The organism is candidate division WOR-3 bacterium, from assembly GCA_039804165.1.
In the GTDB taxonomy this organism is placed as follows: domain Bacteria; phylum Hydrothermota; class UBA3072; order UBA3072; family UBA3072; genus JAFGHJ01.
Window position 1 is genome coordinate 109399 of sequence record JBDRZZ010000002.1, and the last position, 18246, is coordinate 127644.

Consider the following 18246-nt stretch of genomic DNA (forward strand, 5'->3'; position numbering starts at 1 on the left):
CAATGTGGGAGAAGGAATTAGAAAAATTTGTTGATAAACAAACTGTAATAATGGGTATAGGTTCTGAGTTAAAATCTGATGATGGAATTGGTGTTTTTGTGGCAAAAACCTTAAAAGAAAGAGGTTTTAATAACGTGATTGTTGCAGGTTCTACGCCTGAACACTGGATTGGTTTTCTTCTGAAGAAAAAATTTAAGAAACTCTTAATTATAGATGCGGTTATTTTTGAAGGAAAAGAAGGAGAAATAAAAATTTTTGATTTACAAGATATAAATGGAAATTTTGGTCTTACTCATGCCTCATCCTTAAATATTTTTTATGAATTCCTTTCAAAAGAAAGTTCCATTAAGGAACTTAAAATTCTTGCTGTTATGCCTAAGAGTCTTAATTTGGAAGAGGGATTATCTAAGGAAGTAGAGGAAAGTGCTCTAAAAATTATTAAATTTTTTAATAATTTTTTATCGAGAATTAATTATTCTTAGTAAGTCCCTTATCTTGCTAATATTGTAAGTGGCTTTTTCAAGTTTCCTTCCGGAAGGGTCAAAGAAGCAAGCCTTTATTCCAGCTCCAAGTGCAGCTTCTATATCCAAAATTCTATCTCCCACTCCAAGAGTTTCTTCTTTTATAAGTTTATACTTCTCTATCAGATGATTGAAACTTGTGGGATCGGGTTTTAATGGAAAATTAGAATCAGCAGTGACAATTTCTACAAAATATTTATGGAATTTGTTTCTTTTTAAAAATTCATTTAAACTTTCAAAGCTCCTATGAGTTATTAGAAAATTCTTACCGAATTTTTTTACATATTTAAGAACCTCTTCGGCACCTTCAAATGGCTTGTCTTCAAACGTTAACTCTCCAAAATACCTCTCTTTAAATTTTTCGGAAAATTCTTCTTTATCTATTCCAAATTCTTTTGCAAGACTTTCAATGCAGAAATTTATAGAAGTTTTTGCAAAAGAGAAAATTTTCTCATAACTATATTCAATAGAATAATTTTTTCTTAAAACATCAGCGAAAGCCCTTGTAATTTCAGGATATGTATCAAAGAGTGTTCCATCAAAGTCCCAAATAATATTTTTAAAAATAAGGGAATTTATTTTTCTCATTTACAATTTGGGTGGAGTTCCAAGTTCTTTCTCGAGTTCCTCAAGTAGAGCTCTTGCCCTTTCTGTAATTCTATTAGGAGTCCAGATGTAAACCTCGGCGAGAAGATCTCCTTTGCCCATTCCATAAAGATTTCCCATTCCTTGTCCTCGTAAGATGAAAACTCTCCCAGATTCGGTTCCTGGAGGTATTGTAAGACTTACTCTTCCATTTAATGTAGGAATTTCCACTTTTCCACCCTCAATAGCTGTTTTGTAACTTATTGGGACTCTAATTCTTAAGTTACTCCCTTCCCTTTGAAATCTTGGGTCTTCTTTTACTTTTATATAAACTATTATTGCACCTTTTGGGCCGCCTCTAATCCCTATGTTTCCTTCCCCTTTTAGAGAGATGTAATGTCCTGTTTCAACGCCCTGAGGAATTCTTACTGAAATTTGTTTTTCTTTTTTTACCCTTCCTTCTCCGTGACAATCAGGGCAAGGATCTCTTACAATTTCCCCACTTCCTCTACAGGTAGAACAGGTGGAAATGGAAACCATTTGCCCAAAGAAACTTGATCTTGTAACTTTTATTTCTCCAGAGCCATCACATCTTGGGCAGGTTCCCACCCCACCTCCTTTTCCACCACACCTTCCACATTTGTCAAACAAACGGACTCTTATCTTCTTTATAGTCCCTTCTGAAGCTTCCTTTAAGGTTATTTCAAGAGGGATTCTAATATCTTCTCCAGCTACTCTATAAGTCTCTCCCCTTCTTTTTACCCTAGTGGTTGAACTACCAAATAGATCCTCAAAGAAACTCCCTCCGCCAAAGCCGAAGTTTTCAAAAAGATCGCTAAATATGTCCCGTAAATCATCCTGATGGGTGAAATCTCTCCAGGTGAAGTGTCCGCTTTCAAAATGAACGCCCTCTTTTCCAAAACGGTCATATTGAGCTCTTTTTTCTGGGTCTGCAAGAACTTCATAGGCTTCGGAGATCTCTTTAAATTTTTGTTCTGCTTCTTTTGGGTTATCTTTATTCATATCAGGATGATACTTCCTCGCAAGCCTTTTATAGGCTTTTTTTATTTCTTCTGTAGTTGCATCTCTTGAAACCCCTAAGATTTCGTAGTAATCCTTATCTGCCATAACTAAATATTATTTTCCTTTTTCCTCCTCTTCATCAATTACCTCGTAATCAGCCTCAACCTCACCTTTTCCTTCTTCTTTCTTTTCTTTATGTCCTGTTTCTTTAGTGGTTTCTTTCTCTGGTTCTGCCCCGCGCTCTTGAGCTCTCTTATAAAGTTTTTCTGAGATGGTATAGGAAGCCTGCTGGAGGTTCTCTATTTTCTTTCTAATGTTATTTGCATCTTCAGTCTTAAGAGCCTCTTTTAAGTCTGAAATTGCATTTTCAATTTTGCCTCGTTCTTCATTCGAAATTATATTACCATGTTCTTTAAGTGTTTTTTCTGTTGTGTAAATTATAGAATCAGCCTGATTTCTTAAGTTAACTAATTCTTGTTTCCTCTTATCCTCTTCCGCATGAATTTCTGCTTCTTTTTTCATTCTTTCGATCTCTTCTTCTGTAAGTCCAGAAGAGGATTCTATTCTTATAGATTGTTCTTTATTCGTTCCAAGATCTTTTGCAGAAACATTTAAGATTCCATTAGCATCTATATCAAAACTAACTTCTATTTGAGGGACACCTCTTGGGGCAGGGGGTATACCAGTTAGTTCAAATCTACCTAAGGTTCTATTGTCAGCAGCCATTGGTCTTTCTCCCTGAAGCACGTGAATTGAGACAGCAGGTTGGTTGTCTTCAGCAGTAGTGAAAACTTTGCTTTTTCGTGTTGGAATTGTGGTGTTTCTCGGTATGATTACAGTCATCACCCCACCTAAGGTTTCTATTCCAAGAGATAGAGGTGTAACATCAAGGAGTAAGACGTCTTTTACATCACCCGCCAGAACTCCTCCTTGAATTGCAGCCCCAATAGCTACAACTTCGTCCGGATTTATTCCTTTATGAGGCTCTTTTCCAAATAGTTGTCTCACTTTTTCTTGAACAGCCGGCATTCTAGTCATACCGCCAACTAAGATTACTTCATCAATGTCTTTCGGAGTTAATCCGGCGTCCTTAAGAGCAAGTCTTACAGGCTCTTCAAGTCTATTTAGTAAATGCTCTGTTAGAGATTCTAATTTAGCTCTTGTTAATTTTATTTCAAGATGTTTTGGTCCTGTGTCATCTACTGCAAGATAAGGGAGATTAATTGTTGTTTCTTTCATTGTAGAAAGTTCACACTTTGCTTTTTCCGCAGCATCTCTAACTCTCTGAACAGCACTCCTATCATTTGTAATATCAATTCCTGTTTGTTTTTTGAATTCCTCTATTAGCCAATCCATTATAGCATGATCAAAGTCATCCCCTCCAAGATGAGTATCTCCGTTTGTAGAAAGAACTTCAAAAACCCCTTCACTTATCTCAAGAATAGAGATGTCAAAAGTTCCTCCTCCAAGGTCAAAAACAGCTATTTTTTCTTCCTTTTTCTCTCCAAGCCCATATGCAAGAGAAGCTGCCGTAGGCTCATTTATAATCCTTACAACCTCAAGGCCCGCAATTTCTCCGGCATCTTTTGTGGCTTTTCTTTGAGCATCATTAAAATAAGCAGGAACTGTAATTACAGCCTTCTTTACCTCTCTTCCAAGATGGTCCTCCGCTGCTTTTTTAAGATATTGAAGAATCTTAGCGGAAATCTCAGGAGGAGAATAAATCTTACCCTCCACTCTCACTCTTGCATCGTTATGAGGGCCTTCTACAACTTCAAAGGGGACTCTCTTCCTTTCTTCTTCTACCTCCGAATATCTTCTTCCCATAAATCTTTTTATTGAATAGATTGTATTTTTGGGATTGATTAACTGCTGTCTTTTTGCTTGGAGTCCAACAATTTCCTCTCCTCCTTTAAAACCCACAACAGAAGGGGTTGTTCTTTGCCCTTCCGGATTTGGAATCACTTCAGGAGTGGTTTGTTCAACAATGGCAACAACAGAGTTGGTTGTGCCAAGATCTATTCCAATTATAGGTTCCTTCATTCTCCATCACCTCCTTCTTTTCTACCTTCCTCCCCATTTTTTTCTTCTTTAATTTCTAACTTCTTGGCCACTATTACCTTAGCTGGCCTTAAAATTTTATCTCCAATTTTATATCCAGTTTCTATTTCTTCTAAAATTTTATCATCTTCTTCTAAAGCGGTCTCTATAACTTGAATTGCTTCGTGTTTTGAATAGTCAAATTTCTCTCCCACTGATTTAAAGGCCTCAATATTGTAGTTCCTTAATAGGGCTTCAATATTAGCTTTAATAAGCCGTACACCTTGGACGAAAGACTTATAGTCTTTTCTTTTACCTTTGCTATCTTCAAGATGCTTAAAAGCCCTATTAAAATCGTCAAGAATTGGCAAAACTTTTCTGAAAACCTCTTCTATAGCAAAACTGTAAATTTTTTCTTTTTCTTCAATAGCTCTTTTCCTTAAATTTTCATAATTCGCTAATGCTCTTAGATATTTATCTTTTAGCTCTTCTTTTTCTTTCTGTAATTTTGTAACGAGATCCTCTTCTTTTACCTCTTCCTTTGGTTTTTCTTCTTCACTATTCATAATCTCTTTTTTTTCCTCCATCTCACACCTCCTTCCCCATTATGATAAATTTACTATAATGAGTTTTAAAGTCAAGCCTAAAACAACTGTAAATCTTGTAAACAATCTTAATAATAATAAAAATAAGAAATTTCGCAAGGGAGTGGATTAAATTTTTATTCATTTTTTACTTTTCAGAAATGAACTTAGAAATAGCTAAGACTCCTATAATTATTCCAAGATAAGCATTAAAGAATCTCCATAAGACTATAAATACCCCTAAGATAGAAGTTGGTTTAACAATAGGGTAAAAAATTGCCGCTGCGCTTCCTTCTGCAAGGCCACTAGCTCCAGGGGTCGGCATAAAATTCATTGCATATGTCATTACTATTTGAACTATAGTTGCCTCAAAAAATGGTGTTTTTAGCCCCATTCCTTTAATTATGAAGGGTGTTGTAAGGAAGTAGAAAGAAAGAGAAAGAAAAGTTGTTAAGTAAGCTTTAAAAAAAGATTTTTTTCTTTTTTTAAATTTATTGGTAAAGATTTCTTTAAAAAGGACAATTCCTTTCACTTTATTTCCAAATCTACGCTGTATTCGAGGAGATTGGGTTAATAGAAGGAGAAAGAATAATCCAGTTATTCCATAGAACCAAATAAGATATTTTATGAGAGCACTCATTACACCAATACTCATATATCTTCTATAGTAATAAATGAAAGGGATAAGAATTGGTAGAATAAGAGCAGAGAGAAAGCCTCTCGTGAATATAGCAGCACTCCCTTCAGGAATAGAAATTCCCTCTCTTTTACATACATAAATTTGAAAAGGGATTCCGCCAATTTGCATTGGAGTAATAGCGCCAATTGCAAGCCCTCCCATTGTGAAATAAAAAGCTCCTTTCCAAGATATCTTTTCCCCCATTGCTTCTACGATGTATCTGAGTCTCCAAATATCAAAGAAAAATCGTAGTCCAGTGGATAAAAAAGGTAGAACCAAGAGGAAAGGAGAAATTGTTTTTAAGTGGTGAATTGTTTCTTTTTTTAGAGTAAGGGAAAGAATAATAGTTATAGACACTATTGAAAGGAAGAGAAATATTTTAATTCCTCTCCAGAAATCCTTTTTACTAAATTCGTTTTCTGTCAATTTCTAAATCTCCCAATTTTAAAACATCAAGAACCAGGATACCTCCGATAAGAGCGCTTAAATAAAAAGTAAAGAATCTCCATAATATTGTAAATACGCCAAGCAAATTTCTTCCAATTATTCCTAAGAACAAAACAGCAAAAACCCCTTCAGTTACTCCAGTTGCCCCAGGAGTTGGAGAAAAGAAAGAAAAAAATATGACTACTAACTGTAAAAAGGCGATCTTAAAGAAAGATTCTTCTATTCCAATTCCTTTAAGGAGTAAAGAAGCTATAAAGAAATAAGGAATATAAGTAATAAAAGTCAAGAAGAAGCTTCCTATTGAATGCCATTTCTTTTTCTTAACAAAAAACCAAAATCCTTCTTTCATTTCTTCAATTTCTTTGAAAAGTTTAAAGATCAATTTTGTTCCTTTTTTTCTTTTTTTCTTGATTAATCTATAAACTAAACGTTTTATAATTTCTGGTTTAATAAGAATAAATGTTATAATGAGTATTATGATAGAATAAACAATAATACTGTATTTGGATAAAATATTTATGGATTTTATCTCGGTTTCTTTAATAAGGATAGGAAAAAGAAAAGGAAATAGAACGAGCATCATTATTGAATAGAAAATAGCACGAAGAAGAATAATAAGACTCCCTTTCCCGTAAGAAATCTTTGCTTTCTTCAACAGGTATAACTGAACCGGGAAGCCTCCTGTCTGGAAAGGAGTTACTGCAGCGAGAAAAGCCCCTGTTAAAATAATCTCAATAGAGGTCTTTAAATCACACCATTTATCGCTTACCCCTTGGCATAAAAGAGAAATTCTACAGCTATCTAATAAAACGTGAATTACCCAACATAATAGAGAAAATAATAAAAAAAATGGGTCTATTTTTTTGAAAGCATAAGAAAGTTTTTTTATAATGTTTAAACTAAACTTTTTCCCTGGTTCAGGATCGGAAAAAAAGAGAAGGGCTAACATTGTAAAAACAAGAAGTATTACAAATAACTTAAGCCCTTTTCTCACTTTAGTTTTCAAGGTTGCCATTTTTTATCTCCTATTTTAGGGAAATTTCCATATTGTCTATGAGTCTGGCTTTCCCTATCCATACAGCCATTAAAACCCTAACTGTTTTTTTAACTTCTTTTACTTCTTCAAGAGTTTCAGGGTCTACAAACTCTATATAATCAATCTTTGGATACTTTTTTGTTTTAATTAGTTCTATCATCTTTTCTTTTAAAAATTCAACATCACAAATCCCATTTTCTACTAATTTTTTTGCAAGGATTAGAGATTCATAAAGAACGCTTGCTTCTTTTCTTTCTATAGGAGTGAGATAAATATTTCTTGAACTTTTAGCAAGGCCATCTTCTTCTCTAACAATTGGAGAAGAAATAATTTTTATTGGGAGATTTAAATCTCTTACCATTTTTTTTATAATCACATATTGTTGGTAATCTTTTTCTCCAAAAATAGCCAAATCTGGTTGAACAATATTAAAAAGTTTTAAAACAACAGTTGTAACTCCTCTAAAATGGTTCGGTCTAGTCTTCCCACAAAGCTTATCTGAAAGTTCTTCAACTTTGCAGAAAGTTTTAAATCCCTCTGGATACATCTCTCTTACCTCAGGAATAAAAACAGCATCTACTTTTTTCTCTCTAAGGAGCTCTAAATCTCTACTTTCATCTCTTGGATATTCGTTGTAATCTTCTCCTTCACCAAATTGAGTAGGATTCACAAAGATTGATACAACTACTACATCTGATTCTCTTTTTGCAACATCAACTAGGCTTAGATGTCCTTCATGGAGAAAACCCATTGTGGGAACAAACCCAATTTTTATATTTTTTCGTTTTTTTTCTAAGGAGTAATTTTGTTGTTCAGTTATTTTTCTAAAAATTTTCATTATCCAAGAGATAAATAGTTGATTCCTGTCCGGATTGAATCAATTTCTTTTTTTAATAGTTCAAGATGAGAAGGCTCGTTTAAGAAGTCGAACTCATTCGAATTTACAATCAATACAGGGCTCTTTTGAAAATGGAAGAAATACTCATTATAAGAACTTACAAGAAGTTTTATATAATCTTCTTTTATCTTTCTTTCATAAGTTCTCCCTCTTTTTCTAATTCTTTCCATCAAGGTATCAACACTTGCCTGAAGATAAACCACAAGGTCTGGTTTTATAATATCTTTTTCAAGAAGATTGTAAAATTTCTCATATATAATGATTTCCTTCTCGTTGAGGTTAATTAATGCAAACAATCTGTCTTTATCGAATGTGTAATCAGAAATAACTCTTCTTGTAAAAAGTTCTCTATTGGTTAAATTTCTAAGTTCATTGTAACGAGAAAGTAAGAAAAAAATTTGAGTTGGGAAGGCATATCTTTCAGGATCTTCATAAAATTGAGGTAGGAATGGATTACCATCTATATCTTCAAGAACCATTTTCGCTTCATATTCTTTTGAAAGTAATTTAACAAGGGTTGTTTTTCCTACCCCTATTACTCCCTCAACTGCAATATACTCCCAGTTTTCCATACTTTTTTCTTATCAGGAGATTTTAATAGTAAATTTTTAATCTTTTCTCCGCTTATTGGTTCTATTTCCTCTTCTGCGATTTCTGAAAGTGGTTCAAGGTAAAAGTTTCTTTCTCTAAGTAAAGGGTGAGGAACTACCAATTTTGGAGTTTTAAATATTATACCTTTGATAAGGAGAAGGTCAAGATCTATAATCCTTGGTTCCCATTTTCCTTTTTTCTTTCTCCCCATCTTTTCTTCTATAAAACACAGGTTAAAAAAAAGATCCTTAATAGAGCAATTGGTCCTTATAAAGACACAAGCATTTAAGAATTCTGGTAGATCTTCTCTTCCCCAAGGCTCGGTCTTGTAGATATGTGAGCCCTTAACCTCTCCAAGTTTCGAAATCATATTAAATGCTATTTGAAGATTTTCATCTCTCTTGCCAATATTAGAACCAAGAGAAATATAAGCTTGAATCATTTTTTAATATATTTTGATTATAATTTATGATTTGATATTGTCAACACTTTATTTTTCTTTTGCCTCTTGCGGATTTAAAAGTACCAATAAAATTATATTTAAAAAGGAGGGAATAAATGGAAAAAATTTCTATAGAGACTGTCTATTTTGAAGAACCCGGAGTGGTAAATACAGAAGAGACTCTTAAAATTGCTTTAAAACGTTTGAAAGAGCTAAGAATAGAACAAATTGTTATTGCTTCTACAACGGGATATACTGCTCTTAAGGCTATGGAGCTTTTTAAAGATCCTAAGCCTATAATTGTTACTCACTCCACAGGTTTTAATAAACCAAATGAACAGGAATTTCCAGGAGAGACGAGAAAGAAGCTTGAGGAGATGGGTGCTACTATTTTGACCTCTCTGCATTCATTTGGTGGAATAGGAAGAGCGGTTCGTAAGAAATTCCAGACTTATCAACTTGAAGACATTTTGGCTGGAACCCTTCGCATTTTTGGAGAAGGGACAAAAGTGGCTTGTGAGATTACTCTTATGGCAGCAGATGCAGGGCTTATAAATACGGATAAAGAAGTCATTGCGATTGGAGGAACTGGAAGAGGTGCTGATACTGCTTTGGTTTTAAAACCTGCAAATACTCAGAATTTCTTTGATCTAAGAGTGAAAGAAGTTCTTTGTAAACCTCGATTTTAGAATTTAAGTGCTTCAATAAGCTTTTCCGTAGTATAAGGTATTATATCTGAACGTAGTTTAATACCATTTTCTTTAAGTTTTTCTGCAAGGATTACACTGGAAGGAAGATCGCATCCAGCTTTTTTTACTAACTCCCAATCCACCTCTTGAGGTGGAAAAGAGAAAATTATTTTTCCATCCATAAGTAAACTAACTCTATCTACAAAAGAAATAACACTATCGAAATCTTGAGAGATTATTGTTATTCCAAGCTTCCTTTTTAAGGTTTTGAGTACAGTTACAACTTTATCTTTATTTTTCCAATCTAATCCCACAAAAGGGTCGTCAAGGATAAGATAAGTAGGTTCCCATATGAGAAGAGAAGCTAAACATAACATCCTCTGTTCTCCATAAGAAAGCTCAAAGGGAGAATGGTTCAAAATATCTTCGGTGAGCCCTAATAATTCTAAAGTCTCTTTAATTTTTTCTTTGAGGCTTTCCCTTTCTTCTTTTCTTATACCGTAAATCATCTCTTCAAGGACTGTATCGTTAAAGAAAAAATCTTCAGGAAATTGAAACATTAATCCCATTTTTCTTCTTAAACTACTAAGATCCCCTTTTGCTAAAAAGATCCTACCCTTATTTGGTTGAAGAAGCCCTTTTAGTATCATTGCAAAGGTGCTTTTCCCTGCACCTGTTGGACCAACCAAAAGGTGAAATTCATCTAAACCGAGTGAAATTGAGCAGTCTTTTATAATCTCTTTATCCTCATAGCTAAAACAAACATTTTTCAGAATAATCATTTAAACACTTCTATAATTTTCTCATATTGTGAGATCTTTTCTTTATTTTCTTCAAGTAATCTAAAGAAAGAAGAGTCATATGAGAAATGGAAGATTCTTTCCAAAATAGAGGCGCTCCCATTAAAAGTTATTTTGCCGTTTTCTAAAAAAACAACTCTCTCCCCAAAATTTATTTCTTTGAAATTCTGAGTTATTATTAAAAGGGAAGAATATGACTTTTCCCAAATTTCGTAAATCTTTTCTTTCCATTTTCTGTCTAGGAAAGAGGTAACTTCGTCAAATATGATATATTCTGGCTCCATTGAATAAACACTTGCTATGGCTACAATCTGTTTCTCTCCGGCTGAAAGAGAAAGGGGGTCCTTTTCTAGAAGAAACTCAAGATTAAAATCTTTAATTATTGAATGGACCTTTTCTTTTATTTCTTTTTTGTCTTCTTTTATATTACTTAAGCCAAAACTAATTTCTCTCTCTACATTAGTTGTAACAAATTGAGTTTCCGGATCCTGAAAAACTATCCCAATTTTTTTTCTAAGAGATTTCAAGTCATACTCTAAAATGTTTTTTGAATCTATAAAGATACTTCCAGAAGAAGGAGGTATTATACCTGCAAGTCCGAGAGCAAGGGTGGTTTTACCTGAACCATTTGGTCCTAATAGAACAATTTTCTCGCCTTTATCCCAGGAAAAATTAAAATTTTGAAGGATAGTATTCCCATTCCTTTTTAAAGTTAGAGCTTCAGCTTTTATCACAAAAGAGTTAGGTTAATAAGTATACGGAAAAGTGTCAAGATAACCCATAGGGTTTACTACGTTACCTAAAACCCTAACCTCATAATGTAAATGTGTTCCGGTGGTGAAACCTGTGCACCCCATTGTTCCGATTACATGGCCTCTTTTCACTTCCTGCCCTTCCTTAACATAGGCTCTATTTAAATGAGCATATCTGGTGGAGAAACCATATCCGTGATCAATCACAACAACATTTCCATAACCTCCCCAGCGACCTGCAAATGTTACTACACCATCAGCAGTAGCCACAACAGGAGTGTTTGCTCTATTAGATATATCATATCCTTTATGAAATTCTTTCCCTCCTGTAATAGGATGAGGTCTCCATCCAAAACCACTTGTGATACGTCCTGTAGTAGGCCATAATGAAGGGTAATGAGAAAGTTTATCTTGTAATTCTTTTAATTTATTATCAGCATTCTTAAGGGTTTGCCGTTCAAGTTCTATAAGATTAGCAACTTTTTCAATCTGTCTTTCTACTTCTTTTACTCCCGAATCTAATTCTAAAGAATAAAACTCTTTAGTTTTTTGGAAACCACCAGTTCCCATTTCTTTAATCGCTTTGTTTACAGCTCTTAATTTTCCTATAAGGGATAATATTTCATTGTTTCTACCTATCTCAGCTAAATTTTCTTGAAGAGATTCTACTTTTTGTTTAATCCCTAAAAACTTAGTTAAATATTCGTTTCTTTTATATTCCAATTTCTTATATTCTAATAATAAAGCCTTTTTCTTAGTTCCCTCAATGGTTATATAAGTAAAGGCGCCAAGTAATGTGCTCAAGACTATGATAGTATAAAAAACTACCTTTTCACTAAAAGTAATACTCCATATTTTCCCTTTATAGGTAATAAAGAGTAAAGTCCATTTTTTCATTATTATTAATTAATATTTTAATAATTTATAAGAAGTTGTCAAGGGGAATTTTGTGTTAAAGTTTAAGATAGAGGTAAATAGGCAAATAAGGATATTTTGACTTTTCTTATAAATCTTAGTTAAGACTTGACAAGCTATTATTAAATTTATAATCTTTTAAAAAGGGGGAGGTTTTTAAATGAAAATAAAAGAGATTTTTAAACTTTTGATTGCATTTATATTAATTTTTGGTTGTGAATCTGGTAATGTTAGATATTATGATATTCCTGTGCCTGAACGGTATGGAGCCTCAGAATATTACAAATTAACAGAGCAAGCAAAAAGGAGATATTTAAGAGAATATCTTGGGTATGATGAGGAAACAATTGAATATATTATAAAAGGTAAAGTTTTTAAGGGTATGAGCACTGAACAGGCTTTGTTAAGTTGGGGAAGACCTGATAATGTAGATAGAAAAGAAGGAAGCTGGGGGGTTCAAGAGAAGTGGTTTTATGATGTTGATTTTCAAGGATATAGTTCTAAATATCTATATTTCAAAAATGGGCGGTTAGAAGAGTGGAAAGAATAGTTTAGTTTTTAATGAAGATTTTGTTAATAAATCCACCTATATATGACTTTGCTGCTTATGATTTTTGGATGAAGCCTCTTGGATTATTGTATATTTCAAGTCTATTAAAAAAAGAGAAACACAAGGTTTATCTATTGGATGTTGTAGATAGATTAGATAATTATTTTAGGGAGATAAAAAACGATTCCTTAGGTAGAGGAAAACTTAAATTTGTAAAGGTTGAAAAGCCAAAAATCTTAGAGAAAATCCCTGGAAAATTCAAAAGATATGGTTTACCAAAAAGAGTGATTTTTGAAAGAGTAAAAGAGTTTAAACCAGAAGTTGTGATGGTGAGTTGTTCAATGACTTATTGGTATCTTGGGTTAATTGAAATTAGAGAAATTATAAATTCTTTAGAAAATAAACCCATCTTAATTCTTGGAGGGATATATCCTTCTCTTTTACCTGAGCATGCTAAAGAACTTGGATTTGAGCGAGTTTATCCTATAGGGGAAAAATATATTAAGGAGATAGATTTTAAGATCCCTGATCATTTTGGCCTTTTCCCTCTTCCGGATTATTCTCACTATTCAAGATTAAATTATGTCGCTTTATCTACTTCAGTTGGTTGCCCTTTTAGTTGTCCTTATTGTGCAACTCCTTATCTTTATGAGAAAAAAGAGGAAAAGGAAGAAGAGCAAGTTGTAGATGAAATTTATTATTTTTATAAAAAAGGGATTACAAAATTTGCTTTTTATGATGATGCATTACTAATTCCTCCAGAAAGATTTATTAACTTATGCGAAGAAATAAAGGAAAGAGGTATTAAGGCCTACTTTTTTACTCCTAATGGGTTACACCCACGTTTTATATCAAAAGAGATCGCTCGTCTTATGTATGAAGCGGGCTTTAAAGAACCTAGACTCTCTCTAGAGACTTCTGATGAGATTATTCAAGAAAAATTTTATTTAAAGACTTCAAACTATGAATATGTTAAAGCTATTGAGAATCTATTAAAAGTTGGATATAAAAAGGGAGAGATTTATACTTATTTACTTGTAGGAGTTCCAGGAATTAGTTATGAATCTGTAGAGAAATCAATTCTTTTTGTGGGGAAAGTGGGAGTAAAGGTTTCTTTGGCTGAATTTTCACCTATTCCAAAAACCCCGATGGATGAAAATTTGCCAGATCCTCTTCTTACAAACAATACTGTTTACTACCGTTATAAAAATGAAGAGGATAAGATGATAAAAGTTAAGAAATTAGCTAAAGAGGTAAATAAAAAAGCAACAAATTTTTAGTTATAGATTATCAATAATATTCCACTTTGCAATCCATTTTCCTTGTCTTTCTCCAGAAGGATCTAATTTTACGTAATCCTTAGGAAGATATTCCTCTTTTACCGGAACGTCAATTCCTATAAGCTCGAGAATATAACCTAGACGTGCAACTAAACTTTTATTCTTACACCTAATAGTATATTCCATCAATTTCTTTATAGAAATATTTTTAATAAGACTTTCTATAATTTCTCTTAACTTAATTAGGTTTGGTGCGTAGTCTAATTCCTCGAGACAATCTACAATTGCTTTTTCAGGTTCTGCCATTGTAACTTTATTACCGTTAATGTTTAAGTGGCAGAAACCAAAGAACTTATAAGGTTTTAATGTAATATATTTGAAATTGTAATTTTTAAACACAATGGATCTCTTTCTTTTAGGAGTTGCTATATAATAAGTTTCTTTATTAAAAAATCCTTTATTTATATATGCAGATAAAGCTGTTTCAAACGATATATAAGAAGGTTGAACAGTCTTTGATGCAATCAAAAATGGGCACTCGGTCCCCTCTGGTAAGGTATATTTTCCTTTTTCTATTTCTTCTATCATGTTATCCATCTTAAGCTGATATGCCATTTGAGAAGCATAATTATTTGAAATTCCAAAAATAGAACATATATCTGAAATCGTGAAGAAATTCAGACCCATTTTTCTTAACCTTGATAATACCTTTCTCTTAGATATAGCCATATTAAATTATAATAAATGATAATTTAATAGTCAAGAGGTTTCTTAGAGATTAAGATAGCTCCTTTTCTTTTTGAGAGTAAAAATTGCTTTATGCAAAATTTTTTGCATTTTAAGAAAAGTTGTTTTTTTAATTATTTGTTAATCAATCACTTGATTTTAGGAACAAAAATTGTATATTTTAGAATGGATCTTTAAAGATATAAAGGAGGTTAATAATGAGAAAAATTATGATTATTTTCTTATTTTTACAAGGAGCTCTCTTTGCTCAACAGCAAGCTATAGGACCGAGCCCTCAATCTCAAGAGGTAAATTTAACTTTTATAATACCAATGATTGTTGGGATATATGTTAATAACGATGCAGAGTGGAATTTTGGGAATATAACACTTAATCCTCTTAATCCTATTTATCCTCCTTTTTCTTATCCGGAGTATTATTTCCCCACAACTCCAAATTCCTCTCCTTATCAGAGAATTCAATATATGGTTTCTGGTGTTCCTTCAGGATCTCCTGTGGGTTGGTCTCTTATTGTATATGGAAGTGGAGATCCTGGTAATGGTATTCTTCTTTCTGATATAGAACATAGCCCTGCAGGAATGGGAAGTTGGAAGGCTTTTCATACAATTGCTGCTCCAGATACTCTTGTGACTGGCCTAGGGAATACAGGAGGATGGCAGATTTTAAATCAAGATTATAGAGTAAAATTGGATGGAGACGAAGAGCAGTCTGCTGGTGTAAGCTGCGTTCTTACTTATACAATTCAAACTCATTAATAATTTGTCTATTTAAAAAAATTATGAAGCCACTCAAAGACATTCCAAGAAATGTAAAAGCTCTTGGAATTGTGAGTCTTTTAAACGATGCGGCAAGTGAGATGATTTATCCCTTACTTCCTGTTTTCCTTGTTTCTGTTTTGGGCGCAGGACCAGGAATTTTAGGAATTGTTGAGGGAATTTCAGAGTCTACTGCAAGCCTACTTAAGCTAATCTCGGGATGGGTTTCAGACAAAATTAGAAAAAGGAAATTTCTTATTTTTATAGGTTATTTCCTATCAGGTCTTGGAAGGCCTTTGATAGGATTGGCTGGAATGTGGTGGCAAGTTGCTTTTATAAGGTTTTTAGATCGTCTTGGGAAAGGAATAAGAACTTCTCCACGAGATGCTCTTATTTCTCTTTCAACTCCTTCTGAGAAAAAAGGTAAATCTTTTGGATTCCATAGGGCTATGGATCATCTTGGAGCTATAATTGGACCAATTTTTGCTGTAATTCTTTTGAAGTTTGGCTTAAGCCTTAAAAGTTTATTTCTTTCTTCGTTATTACCAGGCATTATAACAATTATTATTGTAACTTTATTTGTTAAAGAGAAAGAATTTAAAAACAATTTTAGAAAAAATATTGGGGATTTTTCTGTTCTCTCAAAGAACTTTAAACTCTATCTTTTTATTATTATTCTTTTTACCCTAGGGAATTCATCCGATGCTTTTCTAATTTTAAAAGCTAAAGACACAGGAATAGGAGTTAACTTTATTCCTATTCTTTGGATTTTATTACATTTTGTGAAAATGGTTTCTTCAATTCCTGGTGGAGAATTATCAGATAAAATTGGAAGAAGGAAAGTGATCGCGGCGGGCTGGATTATATATGCTCTTATTTATCTTGGTTTTGGTTTTTCATTTAAAGCTTTTCATATTTGGAGTTTATTTGCTCTTTACGGTATATTTTTTGGTCTTACTGAAGGAGTTGAGAAAGCCTTTGTTAGTGATCTTGTAAATAAAGAATCCCAGGGGACCGGTTTTGGTTTATATCATCTAACAGTTGGAATCGCAGCTTTTCCTTCAAGTGTGATATTTGGTTTTATATGGCAAAAATTTGGTTCTTTTTCTGCCTTTGCCTATGGAGCTTTTCTTGGGATAATTGCCTCTATCCTTCTTCTCTCTTTAGTTAGGGAAAGGAATTAATCCTTTTCAATTATTTCTTTTATTTTTTCTACTCTAATATTTTCTTCAGTCAAAAACTCATTTTTTATAAAAAGAATAGGGCTTACTTTTAATTTTTCTACTTTAAAAGACTCACACATTTTTTCGTAAAGTTCTCTATTTTTCTTATCTTTAATATTAAGCCTCTTAACAGAGATAAAAGGAAATTTGTATTCTAAATATTTTAATTCATAAGATGCTCTTCTACATTTATTTTCCACATCATAAAAATAAAAAAGAGGTAGTGCTTCTTTCCTGTTTATAGGAATAACTTTATCAACCTCTATCTTTGGTAATTCACAATTTTTATAGAAACAATCCCTTATCTTCATTTCAAGTTTTCCCTCTATTTCTTCTTTTCCACCCAAGATTGAATTTCCAATTACCAAAATTGGAAAACACTCTCTTCTTTCATTAAGTTGTTTTTCGAACTCAATCAACCTTTCATAGTTTATAGGGAAATTAATTTCAAAATAATTAACCTTGAGTCTGTATTTTTTCTCTAATGGTCCTAATATGTTCTTTTTTATGAAATTGTAATCGTTACAATTCTTTGGAGAGAAAAGATTTAAAGTTATAAGAGGAGGAAGGACATTTGCTTTTATCTTAAGTTCAATAATAGGTTTCTCAGGATCATTTGAGTGAACCTTTACTCCTTTAGAAACCTCCCCTATATATGAATTTGAGCTGAAGGTTACCTCAACACTACCACTTCCACCTGGGGAGATTTTTGGAGAAGATAGAATTGCTCCAGTGCAACCACAGGTTGATCTAACTTTTTCAATAATGAGAGTATCATCGCCCTCATTAGTGAATTTAAAAATGTGAGTTTTTTGGGTTCTTTGTTCCATCTTCCCAAAATTAATTTCTGTCACCTTAAATTTTATAGAAGGTGTAGCCTGTAAATTTTTCCAATTTATTAATAATATTAAAGTAGCAAAGATTTTAATTATTCTTTTCATCTTATAATAATTTTAATTAAGAAGCTCCTATTTTTCAACCCTCTTTAATGAAAATCTTCTGAGAGAAATAGTCCTTGACAGTATAAGGCTTTATTGTATATTTTAAAAAGGATACGCCTGTAGCTCAACTGGATAGAGCAGCGGACTACGGATCCGCAGGTTGGAGGTTCGAATCCTCTCAGGCGTGTTTTTTTAAGGTCTATGGAAAGTAACGACGAGAAATGGATGAGAGAAGCTCTGAAGGAAGCCGAGAAGTCTTTCAGAGAAGAAGAAGTTCCAGTTGGGGCAGTTGTAGTTAGAAATGGAAGTATTATTGGGAGAGGGTATAATAGAAAGGAAGCTTTAAAAGATCCTACTGCTCACGCTGAGATAATAGCAATAACAGCTGCGGCTAATTCTCTTGGAGATTGGAGATTAGAAGGTTGTGAGCTTTACTCTACTCTTGAGCCTTGTCTTATGTGCGCTGGGGCAATAATTCAGGCAAGAATAAGTAGAGTGGTTTATGGGGCGAAAGATGAGAAGTTTGGATCGCTTGGTTCTGTAATTGATGTTAGAAATAAAAGATGGAACTGGAACTTTGAGGTGGTTTCAGGCGTCTTGCAAGAAGAAGCGGCGAATCTATTAAAAGAATTTTTTAAAAATAGGAGGGATGGCTGAGTGGTCAAAAGCGCACGATTCGAAATCGTGTTTCCGTGAAAACGGAACGGGGGTTCGAATCCCTCTCCCTCCGGCGTTTTAAAAAAGGAGA

General features: G+C 33.1%; 21 protein-coding genes and 2 tRNA genes. 9 read left to right on the forward strand and 14 right to left on the reverse strand.

The window, feature by feature from the left end; translation table 11 throughout:
- Window positions 1–2: 2 nt before the first annotated feature.
- Window positions 3–482: a hydrogenase maturation protease gene (locus ABIN61_01580; GenBank protein MEO0292897.1), complete on the forward strand. Its 480-nt coding sequence runs from the start codon at window positions 3–5 to the stop codon at window positions 480–482.
- Here ABIN61_01580 and ABIN61_01585 read toward each other — a convergent pair.
- The 9 genes from ABIN61_01585 to folK form a co-directional block, all read right to left on the reverse strand.
- Window positions 459–1109: an HAD-IA family hydrolase gene (locus ABIN61_01585; GenBank protein MEO0292898.1), complete on the reverse strand. Its 651-nt coding sequence runs from the start codon at window positions 1107–1109 to the stop codon at window positions 459–461. The two genes, ABIN61_01580 and ABIN61_01585, sit on opposite strands and share 24 nt — an antisense overlap.
- Entirely contained in the window at window positions 1110–2234 is a 1125-nt protein-coding gene (gene dnaJ / locus ABIN61_01590) for a molecular chaperone DnaJ (GenBank protein ID MEO0292899.1), read from the reverse strand.
- A 9-nt stretch (window positions 2235–2243) separates the two neighbouring features.
- A complete protein-coding gene (gene dnaK, locus ABIN61_01595) occupies window positions 2244–4172 on the reverse strand; it encodes a molecular chaperone DnaK (GenBank protein MEO0292900.1) in 1929 nt (642 codons plus the stop codon).
- Window positions 4169–4756, reverse strand: a complete 588-nt coding sequence (locus tag ABIN61_01600; protein MEO0292901.1) for a nucleotide exchange factor GrpE — start codon at window positions 4754–4756, stop codon at window positions 4169–4171. The genes dnaK and ABIN61_01600 overlap by 4 nt, the downstream gene beginning before the upstream one ends.
- 145 nt (window positions 4757–4901) lie before the next feature.
- Window positions 4902–5789, reverse strand: coding sequence for a lysylphosphatidylglycerol synthase transmembrane domain-containing protein (locus ABIN61_01605; GenBank protein ID MEO0292902.1), 888 nt, complete (start codon window positions 5787–5789; stop codon window positions 4902–4904).
- A 49-nt stretch (window positions 5790–5838) separates the two neighbouring features.
- Window positions 5839–6894: a flippase-like domain-containing protein gene (locus tag ABIN61_01610; GenBank protein MEO0292903.1), complete on the reverse strand. Its 1056-nt coding sequence runs from the start codon at window positions 6892–6894 to the stop codon at window positions 5839–5841.
- 10 nt (window positions 6895–6904) lie between these two features.
- Window positions 6905–7753, reverse strand: a complete 849-nt coding sequence (panC, locus tag ABIN61_01615) for a pantoate--beta-alanine ligase (GenBank protein MEO0292904.1) — start codon at window positions 7751–7753, stop codon at window positions 6905–6907.
- The gene (locus tag ABIN61_01620; protein MEO0292905.1) at window positions 7753–8385 is read right to left on the reverse strand and encodes a deoxynucleoside kinase; all 633 of its coding nucleotides are present in this window, start codon (window positions 8383–8385) and stop codon (window positions 7753–7755) included. The genes panC and ABIN61_01620 overlap by 1 nt, the downstream gene beginning before the upstream one ends.
- Window positions 8349–8846 carry a 2-amino-4-hydroxy-6-hydroxymethyldihydropteridine diphosphokinase gene (gene folK / locus ABIN61_01625; GenBank protein ID MEO0292906.1) on the reverse strand — a complete coding sequence of 166 codons (498 nt, stop codon included), beginning with the start codon at window positions 8844–8846 and terminating at the stop codon, window positions 8349–8351. The genes ABIN61_01620 and folK overlap by 37 nt, the downstream gene beginning before the upstream one ends.
- Before the next feature lie 116 nt (window positions 8847–8962).
- On the opposite strand from folK, the gene ABIN61_01630 reads away from it, so the two are divergent.
- A complete protein-coding gene (locus tag ABIN61_01630) occupies window positions 8963–9535 on the forward strand; it encodes a pyruvate kinase alpha/beta domain-containing protein (protein MEO0292907.1) in 573 nt (190 codons plus the stop codon).
- On the opposite strand, the gene ABIN61_01635 is transcribed toward ABIN61_01630, so the two are convergent.
- The 3 genes from ABIN61_01635 to ABIN61_01645 are packed head-to-tail and all read right to left on the reverse strand — an operon-like array spanning window position 9532 to window position 11984.
- Entirely contained in the window at window positions 9532–10317 is a 786-nt protein-coding gene (locus tag ABIN61_01635; protein ID MEO0292908.1) for an energy-coupling factor ABC transporter ATP-binding protein, read from the reverse strand. The two genes, ABIN61_01630 and ABIN61_01635, sit on opposite strands and share 4 nt — an antisense overlap.
- Window positions 10314–11069, reverse strand: a complete 756-nt coding sequence (locus tag ABIN61_01640) for an energy-coupling factor ABC transporter ATP-binding protein (GenBank protein MEO0292909.1) — start codon at window positions 11067–11069, stop codon at window positions 10314–10316. The genes ABIN61_01635 and ABIN61_01640 overlap by 4 nt, the downstream gene beginning before the upstream one ends.
- A 12-nt stretch (window positions 11070–11081) precedes the next feature.
- Complete coding sequence (locus ABIN61_01645; protein ID MEO0292910.1) at window positions 11082–11984, reverse strand: M23 family metallopeptidase; 903 nt, start codon at window positions 11982–11984, stop codon at window positions 11082–11084.
- Window positions 11985–12162: 178 nt separating this feature from the next.
- Here ABIN61_01645 and ABIN61_01650 point away from each other — a divergent pair, with 178 nt between their 5' ends.
- Window positions 12163–12552, forward strand: coding sequence for a hypothetical protein (locus tag ABIN61_01650; protein MEO0292911.1), 390 nt, complete (start codon window positions 12163–12165; stop codon window positions 12550–12552).
- An 11-nt stretch (window positions 12553–12563) separates the two neighbouring features.
- Entirely contained in the window at window positions 12564–13832 is a 1269-nt protein-coding gene (locus ABIN61_01655; protein ID MEO0292912.1) for a radical SAM protein, read from the forward strand.
- On the opposite strand, the gene ABIN61_01660 is transcribed toward ABIN61_01655, so the two are convergent.
- A complete protein-coding gene (locus ABIN61_01660) occupies window positions 13833–14561 on the reverse strand; it encodes a hypothetical protein (protein ID MEO0292913.1) in 729 nt (242 codons plus the stop codon). It abuts the gene before it with no gap.
- A 215-nt stretch (window positions 14562–14776) separates the two neighbouring features.
- On the opposite strand from ABIN61_01660, the gene ABIN61_01665 reads away from it, so the two are divergent.
- Window positions 14777–15334, forward strand: coding sequence for a hypothetical protein (locus ABIN61_01665; protein MEO0292914.1), 558 nt, complete (start codon window positions 14777–14779; stop codon window positions 15332–15334).
- Between the two features lie 23 nt (window positions 15335–15357).
- The gene (locus ABIN61_01670; GenBank protein MEO0292915.1) at window positions 15358–16518 is read left to right on the forward strand and encodes an MFS transporter; all 1161 of its coding nucleotides are present in this window, start codon (window positions 15358–15360) and stop codon (window positions 16516–16518) included.
- On the opposite strand, the gene ABIN61_01675 is transcribed toward ABIN61_01670, so the two are convergent.
- A complete protein-coding gene (locus tag ABIN61_01675; protein ID MEO0292916.1) occupies window positions 16515–17498 on the reverse strand; it encodes a DUF1573 domain-containing protein in 984 nt (327 codons plus the stop codon). The genes ABIN61_01670 and ABIN61_01675 overlap by 4 nt on opposite strands.
- Before the next feature lie 113 nt (window positions 17499–17611).
- On the opposite strand from ABIN61_01675, the gene ABIN61_01680 reads away from it, so the two are divergent.
- From ABIN61_01680 to ABIN61_01690, 3 genes are all read left to right on the forward strand, one after another.
- Window positions 17612–17685: transfer RNA gene (locus tag ABIN61_01680), tRNA-Arg, on the forward strand.
- 14 nt (window positions 17686–17699) lie between these two features.
- Window positions 17700–18155: a tRNA adenosine(34) deaminase TadA gene (gene tadA, locus ABIN61_01685; protein MEO0292917.1), complete on the forward strand. Its 456-nt coding sequence runs from the start codon at window positions 17700–17702 to the stop codon at window positions 18153–18155.
- Window positions 18142–18228, forward strand: a tRNA-Ser gene (locus ABIN61_01690). Before tadA ends, ABIN61_01690 begins: the two co-directional genes overlap by 14 nt.
- The last annotated feature ends 18 nt before the right edge of the window (window positions 18229–18246 follow it).

Excerpts from the sequence above, each read along its gene's own strand:
- ABIN61_01675 (MEO0292916.1), bottom strand. The coding sequence starts at position 17,498 with ATGAAAAGAATAATTAAAATCTTTGCTACTTTAATATTATTAATAAAT.
- ABIN61_01610 (MEO0292903.1), bottom strand. The coding sequence starts at position 6,894 with ATGGCAACCTTGAAAACTAAAGTGAGAAAAGGGCTTAAGTTATTTGTA.
- ABIN61_01650 (MEO0292911.1), top strand. The coding sequence starts at position 12,163 with ATGAAAATAAAAGAGATTTTTAAACTTTTGATTGCATTTATATTAATT.
- ABIN61_01670 (MEO0292915.1), top strand. The coding sequence starts at position 15,358 with ATGAAGCCACTCAAAGACATTCCAAGAAATGTAAAAGCTCTTGGAATT.
- ABIN61_01665 (MEO0292914.1), top strand. The coding sequence starts at position 14,777 with ATGAGAAAAATTATGATTATTTTCTTATTTTTACAAGGAGCTCTCTTT.
- ABIN61_01630 (MEO0292907.1), top strand. The coding sequence starts at position 8,963 with ATGGAAAAAATTTCTATAGAGACTGTCTATTTTGAAGAACCCGGAGTG.
- panC (MEO0292904.1), bottom strand. The coding sequence starts at position 7,753 with ATGAAAATTTTTAGAAAAATAACTGAACAACAAAATTACTCCTTAGAA.
- ABIN61_01620 (MEO0292905.1), bottom strand. The coding sequence starts at position 8,385 with ATGGAAAACTGGGAGTATATTGCAGTTGAGGGAGTAATAGGGGTAGGA.
- ABIN61_01645 (MEO0292910.1), bottom strand. The coding sequence starts at position 11,984 with ATGAAAAAATGGACTTTACTCTTTATTACCTATAAAGGGAAAATATGG.
- ABIN61_01585 (MEO0292898.1), bottom strand. The coding sequence starts at position 1,109 with ATGAGAAAAATAAATTCCCTTATTTTTAAAAATATTATTTGGGACTTT.
- dnaK (MEO0292900.1), bottom strand. The coding sequence starts at position 4,172 with ATGAAGGAACCTATAATTGGAATAGATCTTGGCACAACCAACTCTGTT.
- folK (MEO0292906.1), bottom strand. The coding sequence starts at position 8,846 with ATGATTCAAGCTTATATTTCTCTTGGTTCTAATATTGGCAAGAGAGAT.
- ABIN61_01660 (MEO0292913.1), bottom strand. The coding sequence starts at position 14,561 with ATGGCTATATCTAAGAGAAAGGTATTATCAAGGTTAAGAAAAATGGGT.
- dnaJ (MEO0292899.1), bottom strand. The coding sequence starts at position 2,234 with ATGGCAGATAAGGATTACTACGAAATCTTAGGGGTTTCAAGAGATGCA.
- tadA (MEO0292917.1), top strand. The coding sequence starts at position 17,700 with ATGGAAAGTAACGACGAGAAATGGATGAGAGAAGCTCTGAAGGAAGCC.
- ABIN61_01600 (MEO0292901.1), bottom strand. The coding sequence starts at position 4,756 with ATGGAGGAAAAAAAAGAGATTATGAATAGTGAAGAAGAAAAACCAAAG.
- ABIN61_01580 (MEO0292897.1), top strand. The coding sequence starts at position 3 with ATGTGGGAGAAGGAATTAGAAAAATTTGTTGATAAACAAACTGTAATA.
- ABIN61_01655 (MEO0292912.1), top strand. The coding sequence starts at position 12,564 with ATGAAGATTTTGTTAATAAATCCACCTATATATGACTTTGCTGCTTAT.
- ABIN61_01635 (MEO0292908.1), bottom strand. The coding sequence starts at position 10,317 with ATGATTATTCTGAAAAATGTTTGTTTTAGCTATGAGGATAAAGAGATT.